The organism is Pseudomonas sp. 9.3L (genome assembly GCF_058536285.1).
The window spans coordinates 1,329,187-1,341,547 of record NZ_JBZUBK010000001.1 but is presented as its reverse complement, the minus strand read 5'-3'; the positions used below and the strand labels follow the sequence as shown (position 1 = coordinate 1,341,547).

Sequence of the window (12,361 nt, the reverse complement as noted above, 5' to 3'; positions counted from 1 at the left end):
ACTATAAAAACTAAAAACACACGAGTGGAGCCTTATGCACAACACTACCAAGCTGTCCAAGTTGTTTGCCGCCATGGTGCTTGCAGGCGCCGCCAGTTACTCATTCGCCGCCGACACTATCAGGGTAGGCATCGCAGGGCCCAAAACCGGCCCAGTCGCCGAATACGGCAGCATGCAATTTCGCGGCGCTCACATGGCCATCGATCAGATCAACGCCAAAGGTGGCGTGGATGGCAAAAAACTCGAAGCCGTTGAATACGACGACGCCTGCGATCCTAAGCAGGCGGTAGCCGTGGCCAACAAAGTGGTCAACGACGGTGTGAAGTTCGTGGTGGGCCACTTGTGCTCCAGTTCTACCCAGCCTGCATCGGACGTCTATGAAGATGAAGGCATCCTGATGATTACCCCGGCTGCCACCAGCCCGGAGATCACCAACCGCGGTTACAAGCTGGTGTTCCGCACCATCGGCCTGGACAGCGCCCAAGGCCCTGCGGCCGGTAACTACATTGCCGACCACGTGAAGCCTAAGATCGTGGCGGTCGTTCATGACAAACAGCAGTACGGCGAAGGCATTGCCACCGCCGTGAAAAAAACCCTGGAAGACAAGGGCGTGAAAGTCGCCCTCTTCGAAGGCGTGAATGCCGGCGACAAAGACTTCTCCTCGCTGATCGCCAAGCTCAAGCAAGCCAACGTAGACTTCGTGTACTACGGCGGTTACCACCCCGAGCTGGGCCAGATCCTGCGCCAGGCTAAAGAAAAAGGCCTGACTGCGAAGTTCATGGGCCCGGAAGGCGTGGGCAACGATTCCATCTCGCAGATCGCCGGTGAAGCGTCCGAAGGCCTGCTGGTAACCCTGCCCAAGTCATTTGACCAGGACCCAGCCAACCAGGCATTGACCAAGGCGTTCAAAGACAAAAACGAAGACCCGAGTGGGCCGTTCGTCTTCCCGTCTTATACCGCTGTGCAGATCATTGCCGACGGTATTAAAGCGGCTAAAAGCGAAGACACCGATAAAGTCGCGGAGGCCATCCATGCAGGCATGTTCAAAACCCCAATGGGCGACTTGAGCTACGACGCCAAGGGCGACCTGAAGAACTTCCAGTTCGTGGTCTACGAATGGCACTTCAACAAGCCTAAGACCGAGGCGAAGTAAACACCCCCGCTGCGGCCCCCGAAGCCCACTGCTTACCGCGGTGGGCTTTGCTTTATGAGTACCGAAGCCTGGCCTGCGTAGCCAGGCTTCCCTGAACATCTTAAAACCATCACCCGCAGCCAACCGGCGCGGCTGACGCCAGGCGCACTTCTATTGTGCCTCGCTCGGCCCATCGCACTGGCGGCATGCGGGAGGGTTTTTAGGAGCGCGGCACATGCCCGATATTTTTCACTTTCTGCAACAACTGGTTAACGGTCTTACCGTTGGCAGCACCTATGCCTTGATTGCCATCGGCTACACAATGGTCTACGGCATCATTGGCATGATCAACTTCGCTCACGGCGAGGTGTACATGATTGGCTCTTATGTCGCCTTCATGGCGCTGGCCGGCCTGGCCATGATGGGCGTGCACAGCCTGCCGGTACTGATGATCGCAGGCTTTGCCGCAGCCATCGTGGTTACCAGCGCCTATGGCTACAGCATCGAACGGGTTGCTTATCGCCCGTTGCGCAACAGCAACCGCCTGATTCCGCTGATCTCCGCCATCGGCATGTCCATCTTCCTGCAAAACGCTGTGCAGCTGTCGCAGGGGTCGGGCAACTTCGCTATTCCCAACTTGCTACCGGGCAACCTCACGTTCGGCCCAGGTGGTGCGCAGGAAGTAGTGATCTCCTACATGCAGATTCTGGTATTCGTGGTCACGCTGGTGACCATGTACGGCCTGACCCTGTTCATCGCCCGCTCGCGCATGGGCCGTGCCTGCCGCGCCTGTGCCGAAGACATGAAAATGGCCAGCCTGCTTGGCATCAACACTAACAGCGTGATCGCGCTTACGTTCGTGATCGGTGCAGCATTGGCTGCGGTTGCGGCCATGCTGCTAAGCATGCAGTACGGCGTCATTAACCCGAGCGCGGGCTTCCTGGTGGGCCTTAAAGCCTTTACCGCCGCCGTGCTGGGGGGTATTGGCAGCATTCCCGGCGCCATGCTGGGTGGGTTGGTACTGGGCGTGGCTGAGGCCTTCGGTGCAGACGTATTCGGCGACCAGTACAAGGATGTGGTTGCGTTCGGCCTGCTGGTCTTGGTGCTGCTGTTCCGCCCGACCGGCATCCTGGGTCGCCCGGAGGTAGAAAAAGTATGAGCAAGTCCATCAAGTCGGCACTGTTCAGCGCGTTGCTGGTGTGGGCCGTGGCCTACCCGGTGTTCGGCCTCAAGTTGGTGTTCGCGGGCGTCACCCTCCAAGTGCAGGGCGCAGACACCACTACCCTGGCAATCATCGCGGCCTGTTCACTTGCCTTGTTTGTGCGGGTACTGCTGGCCGGCCAGCGCACTGCACCTCGATCCCGTAGTCAGGCGCTGCTCCCTACACACATAACCGATTGGCTGACCCTGCCCAGCACTCAGCGCTGGGGGTTGGCAGCGCTTATCGTGCTGGCGTTCATTTGGCCCTTCTTCGGGTCACGCGGCGCCGTGGACATCGCAACCCTTGTGCTGATCTACGTCATGCTAGGGTTAGGCCTGAACATCGTCGTGGGCCTGGCCGGCCTGCTCGACCTGGGCTACGTAGGGTTCTATGCCGTAGGCGCCTACAGCTACGCCCTGCTCTCCCACTACCTGGGCCTGAGCTTCTGGGAATGCCTGCCGCTGGCTGGCTTGCTGGCGGCCTTGTTTGGCTTCGTGCTGGGCTTCCCGGTGCTGCGACTGCGTGGCGACTACCTGGCCATCGTGACCTTGGGCTTCGGCGAGATCATCCGGATCTTCCTGCGCAATCTCACCAGCATCACCGGTGGCCCCAACGGCATCGGTGGTATCGACAAACCCACCCTGTTCGGCTTGAGCTTCGAGCGCCGGGCCGCAGACGGCGCGCAAACCTTCCACCAGTTCTTCGGGCTGGACTACAACCCTGCGGACAAAGTGGTGTTTCTCTACCTGATCGCGCTGCTGTTGGCGCTTGTGGCCCTGTTCGTGATCAATCGGCTATTGCGCATGCCCATCGGGCGCGCGTGGGAAGCCCTGCGTGAAGATGAAATCGCGTGCCGCGCACTGGGCCTCAACCCGACCATCATCAAGCTGTCCGCCTTTACGTTAGGGGCTGCCTTTGCAGGGTTCGCGGGGAGCTTCTTCGCAGCCCGCCAAGGGCTAGTCACGCCAGAATCCTTCACCTTCATCGAATCGGCCATCATTCTGGCCATCGTGGTGCTGGGCGGGATGGGCTCGCAACTGGGCGTTATCCTGGCGGCAATCGTAATGATCCTGTTGCCTGAGTTGATGCGCGAGTTCAGCGATTACCGCATGTTGATGTTCGGTGCCTTGATGGTGCTGATGATGGTGTGGCGCCCACAAGGCCTGCTGCCTATGCAACGCCCCCATATGGAGCTGCGTCGATGAGCCGTAACCTTTTGCAAGTAAGCGATCTGTCCATGCGCTTTGGTGGGTTGCTGGCGGTCAATGGGGTGGCCCTGACCGTCAAGGAAAAACAAGTCGTGTCCTTGATCGGTCCCAATGGGGCAGGCAAAACGACAGTGTTCAACTGCCTGACCGGGTTCTACCGGCCTTCGGGCGGGCGCATCGTTCTGGACGGCGAAGAGGTGCAGGGCCTGCCGGGCCATGTGATAGCGCGCAAGGGTGTGGTGCGCACGTTTCAGAACGTACGCTTGTTCAAAGACATGACCGCAGTCGAAAACCTCCTGATTGCCCAGCACCGGCACCTGAACACCAACTTTCTGGCAGGCCTGTTCAAAACTCCGGCATTTCGCCGGAGCGAGCGCGCGGCCATGGAGTACGCCGAGCACTGGTTGGAGCGGGTCAACCTTAAGGACATGGCCAACCGCCCGGCGGGCACGTTGGCTTATGGGCAGCAGCGGCGCCTTGAAATTGCTCGATGCATGATGACCCGCCCGCGCATCTTGATGCTGGACGAACCCGCCGCTGGCCTCAACCCACGGGAAACCGACGAGCTGAAGGCGCTGATCGGGGTATTGCGCGAGGAGTACAACGCCACCGTGCTGCTGATCGAGCATGACATGAAGCTGGTTATGACCATTTCCGACCACATCGTGGTCATCAACCAAGGCACCCCTCTAGCCCACGGCACGCCTGAGCAAGTCCGGGACAACCCCGACGTCATCAAAGCCTACCTGGGGGAAGCCTGACATGCTGCAGTTTGAAAACGTATCGACCTTCTACGGAAAAATTCAGGCTCTGCACGAGGTGAACGTAGAAATCCGCCAGGGCGAGATCGTCACTCTCATTGGCGCCAATGGTGCAGGGAAGTCCACGTTGCTGATGACCCTGTGCGGGTCGCCACGGGCGCACTCGGGCAGCATTCGCTACCTGGGTGAAGAACTGGTTGGGCTGGAGTCGGCCCAAATCATGCGTAAAAGCATTGCCGTAGTGCCCGAGGGGCGGCGGGTGTTTGCCCGGCTTACCGTGGAAGAAAACCTCGCCATGGGCGGCTTCTTCACAGATAAGGACGACTACCAGGCGCAGTTGGACAAAGTGCTGGCGTTATTTCCGCGCCTCAAAGAGCGCTATAGCCAACGCGGTGGCACGATGTCCGGCGGCGAACAGCAAATGCTCGCCATTGGCCGGGCGCTAATGAGCAAGCCACGGCTGCTGCTGCTCGATGAGCCATCGCTAGGTCTGGCGCCTATTATCATTCAGCAGATTTTCGACATCATCGAACAGCTGCGCCGTGATGGCGTGACGGTGTTCTTGGTAGAGCAGAATGCCAACCAGGCCCTGAAAGTCGCAGATCGCGCCTATGTACTGGAAAATGGCCGGGTGGTCATGACAGGTACCGGCGAGGCGCTGCTGGTAGACCCAAAAGTGCGTGATGCGTACCTGGGCGGCTAACCTCGGCCACTGGGGTACCTTGCCGTACCCCATGGGGTGCAGGCCAGGAGCGTGATAACGTGGCGGCCTGCTTACCTGGAGGTCTCATATGTTTGCTGCTCGCCCATTGCTACTTGCTGCCCTGCTGCCGATGTTCGCCGGCTGCCAACTGGCGGGGTCGTTCGGAAACGACGCCCCGCCTGAGCTTTCGGGGCAAACCCGGATGCAAGGCACCCTCAAAGTGGACAGTGGGCAGTGGGTATTCGCGCCCTGCGACTCTGCGCGCACATTCATTGTGGAAGACAACGGCCGCACTGGCCTTGCCGACTATGTGACTAGCCTCCCCATGCAACCAGGGGCGTTATTCGCCGACCTACGAGGCCGCTTTGACGGCACCACCGTCGAAGGCACGCCGGGCCATCTGAACCTTCAACGCCTCTACCGTGTGGAGCGCACGCCAGGCGCGTGCAAGGACAGCAATTTTAAACTGACGCGCTTTTATGCCCAGGGCACCGGGTGGGCAGTACGCGCCAATGCCAGAGGCATGATGCTGGTACGCGAGGGGCAGCCCGACCTGGCCGTGCCCTACGTGATTGAACAAATGCCGGGGGGTGGCACCAGCTTGAGCAGTGAGGCCAATCATCAGCGCATCGAACTGTGGCTAGCCCCTCAAACCTGCACCAGCGACACGGGAGTTAGCGCACTGACGGCTGAACTGCGTACGGGCGACCAAGTGCAGCGTGGCTGTGCCTACGCCGGTGGCGCCCAGGATGATTGAACCGCGCGGCTAACCCAACCTAGACCGACGGGTGCTCGGTGGCCGATGCTCCCAGAGCAGGTATAATCGCCGGCTTGCAATTGCGCCGCGCCGTCGCGCTGGCCCCTGGACTTTCAATGCTACGAATTACCGAACTCAAACTCCCCTTGGATCACGCCGAGGACGCACTGCGCCTGGCGATTATCCAGCGGCTGGCCATCACCGAAGCCGAACTGCTGGCCTTCAGCATCTTCAAGCGCAGCTACGATGCCCGCAAAAAAAACAGCGAGTTGCTGTTCATCTATGCAGTGGATGTCGCCGTGGCACAAGAAGCCGTGCTGTTGCAGCGATTCGAAGGGGACCACAACATTAGCCCCACGCCCGACATGGCGTATCGGTTCGTGGGCCAGGCACCGGCCGACGCCGGCGCACGGCCGCTGGTAGTCGGGTTTGGCCCTTGCGGGATTTTCGCCGCCCTGGTGCTGGCGCAAATGGGCTTTCGCCCGGTGGTGCTGGAGCGTGGCAAGGAAGTACGCCAGCGCACCAAGGACACCTGGGGCCTGTGGCGTAAAGGCGAGCTGAACCCCGATTCCAATGTGCAGTTCGGCGAAGGCGGCGCCGGTACCTTCTCCGACGGCAAGCTCTACAGCCAGATCCGGGACCCTCAGCACCACGGCCGCAAGGTACTGGAAGAATTCGTCAAGGCGGGTGCGCCCGACGAGATCCTTTACGTCAACAAACCCCATATCGGCACCTTTCGCTTGACGGGCATGGTCGAAAACATGCGCCACGAGATCATCGCCCTGGGCGGGGAGATTCGCTTTGAAGCCAAGGTCACCGACCTGCTGGTGGAAAGCGGGCAAGTGGCAGGCGTCCAACTGGCCAGCGGCGAGCAATTGCTGGCACGTCATGTAGTGTTGGCGTTGGGGCATAGCGCTCGTGATACGTTCCGTATGCTGCACGCCCGCGGCGTGTTCATGGAGGCCAAGCCATTCTCGGTGGGCTTCCGTATCGAGCACCCGCAATCAGTCATCGACAAGGCCCGCCTGGGTAAATATGCCGGTCATCCCAAGTTGGGCGCGGCCGATTACAAACTGGTGTACCACGCCAGCAACAACCGCTCGGTGTACAGCTTCTGCATGTGCCCAGGGGGTACCGTGGTGGCGGCCACCTCCGAGCCAGGGCGGGTGGTCACCAACGGCATGAGCCAATACTCACGCAACGAGCGCAACGCCAATTCCGGCCTGGTAGTGGGTATCTCGCCCGAACGTGATTACCCCGGTGGGCCCTTGGCGGGGATCGAGCTACAGGAGCAACTGGAAACCGTCGCCTATGTAATGGGTGGCAGCAGTTACCATGCGCCGGGCCAATTGGTGGGGGACTTCCTGGCAGGCCGTGCCTCAACTGCACTGGGTAGCGTGGAGCCGTCCTACAAGCCCGGCGTGGCGCTCATAGACCTGGCGGCCACTTTGCCGGCATTTGCCATCGAAGCCATTCGCGAGGCACTCCCGGCCTTTGACCGCCAGATCAAAGGCTACAGCATGCACGACTCCGTGCTCACGGGCCTTGAAACCCGTACCTCCTCGCCCTTGCGAATCACCCGGGACGAGCACTTCCAGAGCCTCAACCTGAAAGGGCTGTTCCCCGCAGGCGAAGGCGCCGGGTATGCCGGGGGCATCCTGTCGGCCGGCGTGGACGGCATCCGCGTAGCCGAAGCGGTGGCCAAGGCCATTCTCGCCGCCTAGCCGCTCAGGCAGTGTGGGCCAGCACGGACGCTGGCAAGGGTGCGCCCCCCTCGACCGACGCCCGTATATGGGCGTCGGCGGGGGCCAGGTCAAACCCTTGGGCCGACAGCCAGTCGCTGCAATAGTAGGTACTGAGGTAGCGCTCTCCGCTGTCGCATAGCAGCGTAACAATCGACCCCTGACGGCCCACTTCCTTCATCTTCCCAGCAGCCGCCAGCGCACCGATCAGGTTGGTGCCGCTGGAGGCGCCCACGCGGCGGCCTAGCTGCTCGCTCAAATAATGCATGGCCGCCAACGACAGCACGTCTGGCACCTTGACCATGCTGTCGATTACCCCCGGCATGAATGACGGTTCTACCCGTGGCCGACCAATGCCCTCGATTCTTGAGCCATGGGGCAAGGTGAGGCTGCGGTCGCCACTGCGGTACGCCTCGAAAAACACCGAGCGCTCGGCATCGGCGCACAATACGCGGCTGCGGTGTTGGCGGTAGCGCACATAGCGCCCGAGCGTTGCAAGGGTACCGCCCGTGCCGGGGCTTGAGACCAGCCAGTCTGGCTCAGGGTGACGTTCCAGCCGCATCTGCTGGAAGATGGACTCAGCGATGTTGTTATTGGCCCGCCAGTCCGTAGCGCGCTCGGCATAGGTAAATTGATCCATGAAGTGCCCCCCGGTCTGGCCCGCCAGCTCCAGGGACGCCTGATGAATATGGGTAGGGTCTTCGACCAAGTGGCTCTGCCCACCATAGAAGGCGATTTGATCAATTTTTACCTGAGAGGTAGACGCCGGCATTACGGCCACGAAAGGCACGCCCAGTAGCCGCGCAAAATACGCTTCGGAAATGGCGGTGGAGCCGCTGGAAGCCTCAATAACAGGCTTGCCGGGTTTAAGCCATCCGTTACACAGGGCATACAGAAATAACGAACGCGCTAACCGATGTTTCAAGCTTCCCGTAGGGTGACTGGACTCGTCCTTGAAATACACGTCGATGCCAGGGAACCCGGGCAATTCGAAGGGGATCAAGTGAGTGTCGGCGCTTCGCTGGAAATCCGCTTCGATCAGGCGGATGGCATCCAGGGCCCAGTGGCGGTCAGTCATGCTACTCCCCAAAATTGCCCAGGGCGTCGGCGGCCCAAGGCGGACATAAATAGAAACTGATTAGGAATAGGCCAAGACCCTAGCAATTCCGGGCGTTGGCCATGTGCCAAACGGCTATAAGCTTATAGGTTCTTCATCAATGGGGCCTAGCGCGTTAGGGTACAACCCTTCAGCCCATTGCCCGGAGGACAGGATGCCCGTACGTCTCTCGCTTCGTAAATTCTTCGCCATGGAGGCCACCGGCGGCCTTCTGCTTATCATCGCGGCGCTCGCCGCCCTCGTTGCCAATAATTCTCCTGCTTCAACGGCGTACCTGGGGTTTCTCGATACGCCGGTTTGGATACGCCTTGGTCCGCTGGAGGTGGCCAAGCCTCTGTTGTTGTGGATCAACGACGGCCTCATGGCGGTGTTCTTCCTGCTGATAGGCCTGGAGGTCAAGCGTGAAATGCTGCAAGGGCACCTTGCCAAGCTTTCGCAGGTCGTACTTCCGGGCATGGCAGCCGTGGGCGGCATGGTGGTGCCGGCACTTGTTTATTGGGCGCTCAACCACCAAGACCCTGCCGCTGCCGCAGGCTGGGCCATCCCAACCGCTACTGATATCGCCTTTGCGCTGGGCGTACTGGCACTGCTCGGCAAGCGAGTACCGGCGTCGTTAAAACTGTTTCTCATGACCTTGGCCATCATCGACGACCTGGGCGCAATCACCATCATTGCCGTGTTCTATTCGGGCGCCTTGTCCACTACTGCATTGCTGATTGCAGCAGGGTGCCTGGCAGTGCTGTTTGGGCTGAACCGAGGCGGTGTGCGTCACCTGGCGCCCTACCTGTTGGTAGGGCTGGTGCTGTGGGTCTGCGTGCTCAAAAGTGGCGTTCATGCCACGCTGGCTGGCGTAGCCCTGGCCTTTTTCATCCCGCTACGCGGCGGCAGCCACGAAGACGAAGCGCCCCTGCTGCGCCTGGAGCACGCCCTGCACCCTTGGGTGGCATACGCGATCCTGCCGCTGTTCGCCTTTGCCAATGCGGGTATCTCCCTCAAGGGCGTCACCCTGGAAAGCTTCATACACAGCGTACCCTTGGGGATCACACTTGGGCTGTTGCTGGGCAAAACAGTGGGGGTATTCGGCCTGACGTGGCTTGCCGTGCGTACCGGCATGGCAGCGTTGCCCGCTGGCGCGAATTGGGGTCAGGTACTGGGCATTGCGGTGCTCTGCGGTATTGGTTTTACCATGAGCATTTTCGTAGGCTCGCTGGCCTTCGACCCCGCCACCAGCCTGTATGCGGGCCAAGACCGCATGGGTATTCTCACGGGCTCGTTCCTGGCAGCCATTGGCGGTTACCTGATCATGGCTGCCACCAGCCGGCGCGCCTAATCAATCGCTAACGGGGCGCCGGCGATCATATCGCAGCGCCCCTGGTCGGTCATTATCAGTGACTGATGCGGCTGGTGCCGTCTACGGTCATGATGCGCACGCGCTCACCCACTCGGAAGATTTCGTTTTCCTGCACCTGCTGGACATAGGCACGGGTACTGCCGTCGTCTTCACGTACCGTTACCTCTACACCCTGAGTTCGGGTAAGGCCTTCTTCGGTAGCCGAACCCAACAGGCCGCCAGCGACGGCGCCGATAACCGCAGCAACGATGCTGCCACGGCCGCCGCCCACCGAACTACCCGCCACGCCGCCTACGATGGCACCAGCGCCGCCGCCGATAGGCGTCTTGGTGCCTTCGATCTTTACGGGCCTCAGGGACTCGATCGTGCCCATGCGTACCGTTTGTACGCGTCGTGCTTCATCTCGCGAATACGTGTCGCCGGTCAGGCTAGACGTGCAGCCGCCCAGCAACAGGGTCATGGCCGTGAAACAGCTCGCTACTACCATAGAATTACGCATCGATCACACTCCGTAGGACAGACAGCCATTAGACGCCGTCCTGCAAAGCGTGTCACGAATCACGCCACTTTTGAAGCATGTGAACCGGGCTGTTGGACCATTGGATCGCCTAGGGCGCCAGGCGCTGACGCTCCCAGGCGCCGTGGTGAAGACGGTAGTCGAGGCGGTCGTGCAGCCGGCTGGACCGGCCCTGCCAAAACTCCATGCGGTCTGGCACCAGCCGGTAGCCGCCCCAATGCTCGGGGCAGCTTGGCGGTGAGTCGCCAAACCGCTGCTGGGTAAGTGCCAGCAAGTGTTCGAGCTCTGCGCGGTCAGCAATGGGCCTGCTTTGAGGAGACGCCCAGGCACCGATACGGCTGCCGAGGGGACGAACCTGGTAATAGGCTTCGGATTCAGCAGGTGCTACCTTCAATGCACGCCCTTCGATGCGCACCTGACGCTCAAGGGTAGGCCAGAAGAACGTCATCGCTGCAAACGCGTTCATGGCCAGGTGCTGACCCTTGGCGCTTTCATAGTTAGTGAAAAACGTGAAACCTTGGTCATCCATGGCTTTTAGCAACAGCACCCGGCAATGCGGCCTGCCGTCACTGTCAACCGTCGCCAACGTCATGGCATTGGCTTCGACCGGCAGCTGTTCAGTTTCTACCGCCTCATCGAACCACTGGCGGAACAAGGCGAACGGGTCTACGGAAGCTTCATTCTCCGTTAAGCCATGGCGGGTGTAGTCACGACGCATATCAGCCAGGGATTTGCTCATGGTACGCGGCTCTATCAATTCTTGGCTTGCTGGTCAGTCACAGGCTTTTTAGCCGAAACTGCCTTTTTAGCGGGGGCGGTTTTTTTCTTTGCGGTCTCAGCAGGCTTGGCGGGTGCCTTCTTGGCGCTGGCCTTTTTACTCGCTACTGCTGGCGCCGCCTTCGGTGCGTCAGGTACGGCTTTGACGTCTTGCAGGGCCACCAGCGCAGCCGCAACAGGCGTCGGTTGATCATACTTGGCCATCAGCATTGCCATGCCGCTTTCAGGTGTAACGAGCATTTCGACGCGACGGTTGAGCGCCCTGCCGGCCGGGCTGTCGTTGGCGGCGCGAGGCACCACGGCACCCATGCCACGCAAGCTTAAGCGATTACGCTGAAGGCCGCTGAGGCGGAAAATCGCAGCGATGGACTGCGCACGCTCCAAGCTTACCTTTTTGTTGAGGTCGGCTGCGCCAGACGAATCGGCGTGGCCCAGAATCAGTACAGAGGTCTTGCTGTCCGCTTCCAGCGCCTTGGCAACGTTGGTGATAGGGGCCAGAGACACTGGAAGCAGCATGGCGGGGCGATCCGGATTGAACGAGCCGTCCACCGGCGCCGTCACTACGAACATTTCTTCACCACGCTGAAGCTCGAATTTGCTGCCTTTGATGGCGTCGCGAAGCTTAGGCTCGTAAGCGTCCATCCACGCCTTGGTCACGGCCGGGTCCACCTTGGCAGCCGCCGCTATGGCTGCGGCAGGCGCGCCTTTAGGGTTAACTGCTGTTGTCGCTTTATCTTGACCAAACGGCCACCACCAATGGCCCTCGCTGGCAGCCTTGGCGTCAGACGCCGCTTCGGCCTTGGCTACGCGCTCCTGCACGGCCTGCTCAACGCCCGTGTCCTTGGTGACCTCCTTGCTGGCAGCCTCCTTACCGAAGGGCCACCAGCCTGCAACCGGGCCGGAAGCCGCGTCCTGCGAGGTATGGGCACAGCCGGTGATTGCCAGGCACAGGGCGAAAGCGAGGGTCTTCTTGGCGTACATGATCGGTCCGGAAAGTAAGTCAATAAATCGGGTTAACAAACCCGCTTAAATTGTTGATTGGGATGGTAGAACATTCCACGCGGAGTAGTTAACCGTCGGTCGCATGGGCAGGTA

The 12,361-nt window shown here is 60.5% G+C and carries 12 protein-coding genes; 8 read left to right on the top strand and 4 right to left on the bottom strand.

From position 1 onward, the window contains the following. Window positions 1-34: 34 nt before the first annotated feature. The 7 genes from AC4LE2_RS06150 (at window position 35) to AC4LE2_RS06120 (ending at window position 7,486) form a co-directional block, all read left to right on the top strand. Window positions 35-1,153: a branched-chain amino acid ABC transporter substrate-binding protein gene (locus AC4LE2_RS06150; protein WP_491824870.1), complete on the top strand. Its 1,119-nt coding sequence runs from the start codon at window positions 35-37 to the stop codon at window positions 1,151-1,153. Window positions 1,154-1,367: 214 nt separating this feature from the next. Beyond that, window positions 1,368-2,291, top strand: coding sequence for a high-affinity branched-chain amino acid ABC transporter permease LivH (gene livH / locus AC4LE2_RS06145; protein ID WP_491824868.1), 924 nt, complete (start codon window positions 1,368-1,370; stop codon window positions 2,289-2,291). Continuing rightward, a complete protein-coding gene (locus AC4LE2_RS06140; RefSeq protein ID WP_491824867.1) occupies window positions 2,288-3,538 on the top strand; it encodes a high-affinity branched-chain amino acid ABC transporter permease LivM in 1,251 nt (416 codons plus the stop codon). Before livH ends, AC4LE2_RS06140 begins: the two co-directional genes overlap by 4 nt. Further along, the gene (gene livG / locus AC4LE2_RS06135; RefSeq protein ID WP_491824865.1) at window positions 3,535-4,302 is read left to right on the top strand and encodes a high-affinity branched-chain amino acid ABC transporter ATP-binding protein LivG; all 768 of its coding nucleotides are present in this window, start codon (window positions 3,535-3,537) and stop codon (window positions 4,300-4,302) included. Before AC4LE2_RS06140 ends, livG begins: the two co-directional genes overlap by 4 nt. A gap of 1 nt (window position 4,303) precedes the next feature. Further along, window positions 4,304-5,005, top strand: coding sequence for an ABC transporter ATP-binding protein (locus AC4LE2_RS06130; RefSeq protein ID WP_491824863.1), 702 nt, complete (start codon window positions 4,304-4,306; stop codon window positions 5,003-5,005). A gap of 88 nt (window positions 5,006-5,093) precedes the next feature. Then, complete coding sequence (locus AC4LE2_RS06125) at window positions 5,094-5,762, top strand: hypothetical protein (RefSeq protein ID WP_491824861.1); 669 nt, start codon at window positions 5,094-5,096, stop codon at window positions 5,760-5,762. A gap of 116 nt (window positions 5,763-5,878) precedes the next feature. Continuing rightward, window positions 5,879-7,486, top strand: coding sequence for an NAD(P)/FAD-dependent oxidoreductase (locus AC4LE2_RS06120; protein ID WP_491824859.1), 1,608 nt, complete (start codon window positions 5,879-5,881; stop codon window positions 7,484-7,486). Window positions 7,487-7,490: 4 nt separating this feature from the next. Here AC4LE2_RS06120 and AC4LE2_RS06115 read toward each other — a convergent pair whose 3' ends face one another. Next, window positions 7,491-8,582: a PLP-dependent cysteine synthase family protein gene (locus AC4LE2_RS06115; RefSeq protein ID WP_491824857.1), complete on the bottom strand. Its 1,092-nt coding sequence runs from the start codon at window positions 8,580-8,582 to the stop codon at window positions 7,491-7,493. Between the two features lie 193 nt (window positions 8,583-8,775). Here AC4LE2_RS06115 and nhaA point away from each other — a divergent pair, with 193 nt between their 5' ends. Next, window positions 8,776-9,951, top strand: a complete 1,176-nt coding sequence (gene nhaA / locus AC4LE2_RS06110) for a Na+/H+ antiporter NhaA (RefSeq protein ID WP_491824855.1) — start codon at window positions 8,776-8,778, stop codon at window positions 9,949-9,951. Between the two features lie 55 nt (window positions 9,952-10,006). Here the strand turns inward: nhaA and AC4LE2_RS06105 are convergent, their stop codons facing one another. The 3 genes from AC4LE2_RS06105 to AC4LE2_RS06095 form a co-directional block, all read right to left on the bottom strand. Continuing rightward, a complete protein-coding gene (locus tag AC4LE2_RS06105; protein WP_491824853.1) occupies window positions 10,007-10,471 on the bottom strand; it encodes an outer membrane lipoprotein in 465 nt (154 codons plus the stop codon). A gap of 109 nt (window positions 10,472-10,580) precedes the next feature. Next, window positions 10,581-11,228, bottom strand: coding sequence for a pyridoxamine 5'-phosphate oxidase (gene pdxH / locus AC4LE2_RS06100; protein WP_491824852.1), 648 nt, complete (start codon window positions 11,226-11,228; stop codon window positions 10,581-10,583). A 14-nt stretch (window positions 11,229-11,242) separates the two neighbouring features. Continuing rightward, a complete protein-coding gene (locus tag AC4LE2_RS06095; RefSeq protein WP_491824851.1) occupies window positions 11,243-12,247 on the bottom strand; it encodes an OmpA family protein in 1,005 nt (334 codons plus the stop codon). Window positions 12,248-12,361: the final 114 nt, after the last annotated feature.

Excerpts from the sequence above, each read along its gene's own strand:
- livH (WP_491824868.1), top strand. The coding sequence starts at position 1,368 with ATGCCCGATATTTTTCACTTTCTGCAACAACTGGTTAACGGTCTTACC.
- AC4LE2_RS06125 (WP_491824861.1), top strand. The coding sequence starts at position 5,094 with ATGTTTGCTGCTCGCCCATTGCTACTTGCTGCCCTGCTGCCGATGTTC.
- livG (WP_491824865.1), top strand. The coding sequence starts at position 3,535 with ATGAGCCGTAACCTTTTGCAAGTAAGCGATCTGTCCATGCGCTTTGGT.
- nhaA (WP_491824855.1), top strand. The coding sequence starts at position 8,776 with ATGCCCGTACGTCTCTCGCTTCGTAAATTCTTCGCCATGGAGGCCACC.
- pdxH (WP_491824852.1), bottom strand. The coding sequence starts at position 11,228 with ATGAGCAAATCCCTGGCTGATATGCGTCGTGACTACACCCGCCATGGC.
- AC4LE2_RS06115 (WP_491824857.1), bottom strand. The coding sequence starts at position 8,582 with ATGACTGACCGCCACTGGGCCCTGGATGCCATCCGCCTGATCGAAGCG.
- AC4LE2_RS06120 (WP_491824859.1), top strand. The coding sequence starts at position 5,879 with ATGCTACGAATTACCGAACTCAAACTCCCCTTGGATCACGCCGAGGAC.
- AC4LE2_RS06150 (WP_491824870.1), top strand. The coding sequence starts at position 35 with ATGCACAACACTACCAAGCTGTCCAAGTTGTTTGCCGCCATGGTGCTT.
- AC4LE2_RS06130 (WP_491824863.1), top strand. The coding sequence starts at position 4,304 with ATGCTGCAGTTTGAAAACGTATCGACCTTCTACGGAAAAATTCAGGCT.
- AC4LE2_RS06095 (WP_491824851.1), bottom strand. The coding sequence starts at position 12,247 with ATGTACGCCAAGAAGACCCTCGCTTTCGCCCTGTGCCTGGCAATCACC.
- AC4LE2_RS06105 (WP_491824853.1), bottom strand. The coding sequence starts at position 10,471 with ATGCGTAATTCTATGGTAGTAGCGAGCTGTTTCACGGCCATGACCCTG.
- AC4LE2_RS06140 (WP_491824867.1), top strand. The coding sequence starts at position 2,288 with ATGAGCAAGTCCATCAAGTCGGCACTGTTCAGCGCGTTGCTGGTGTGG.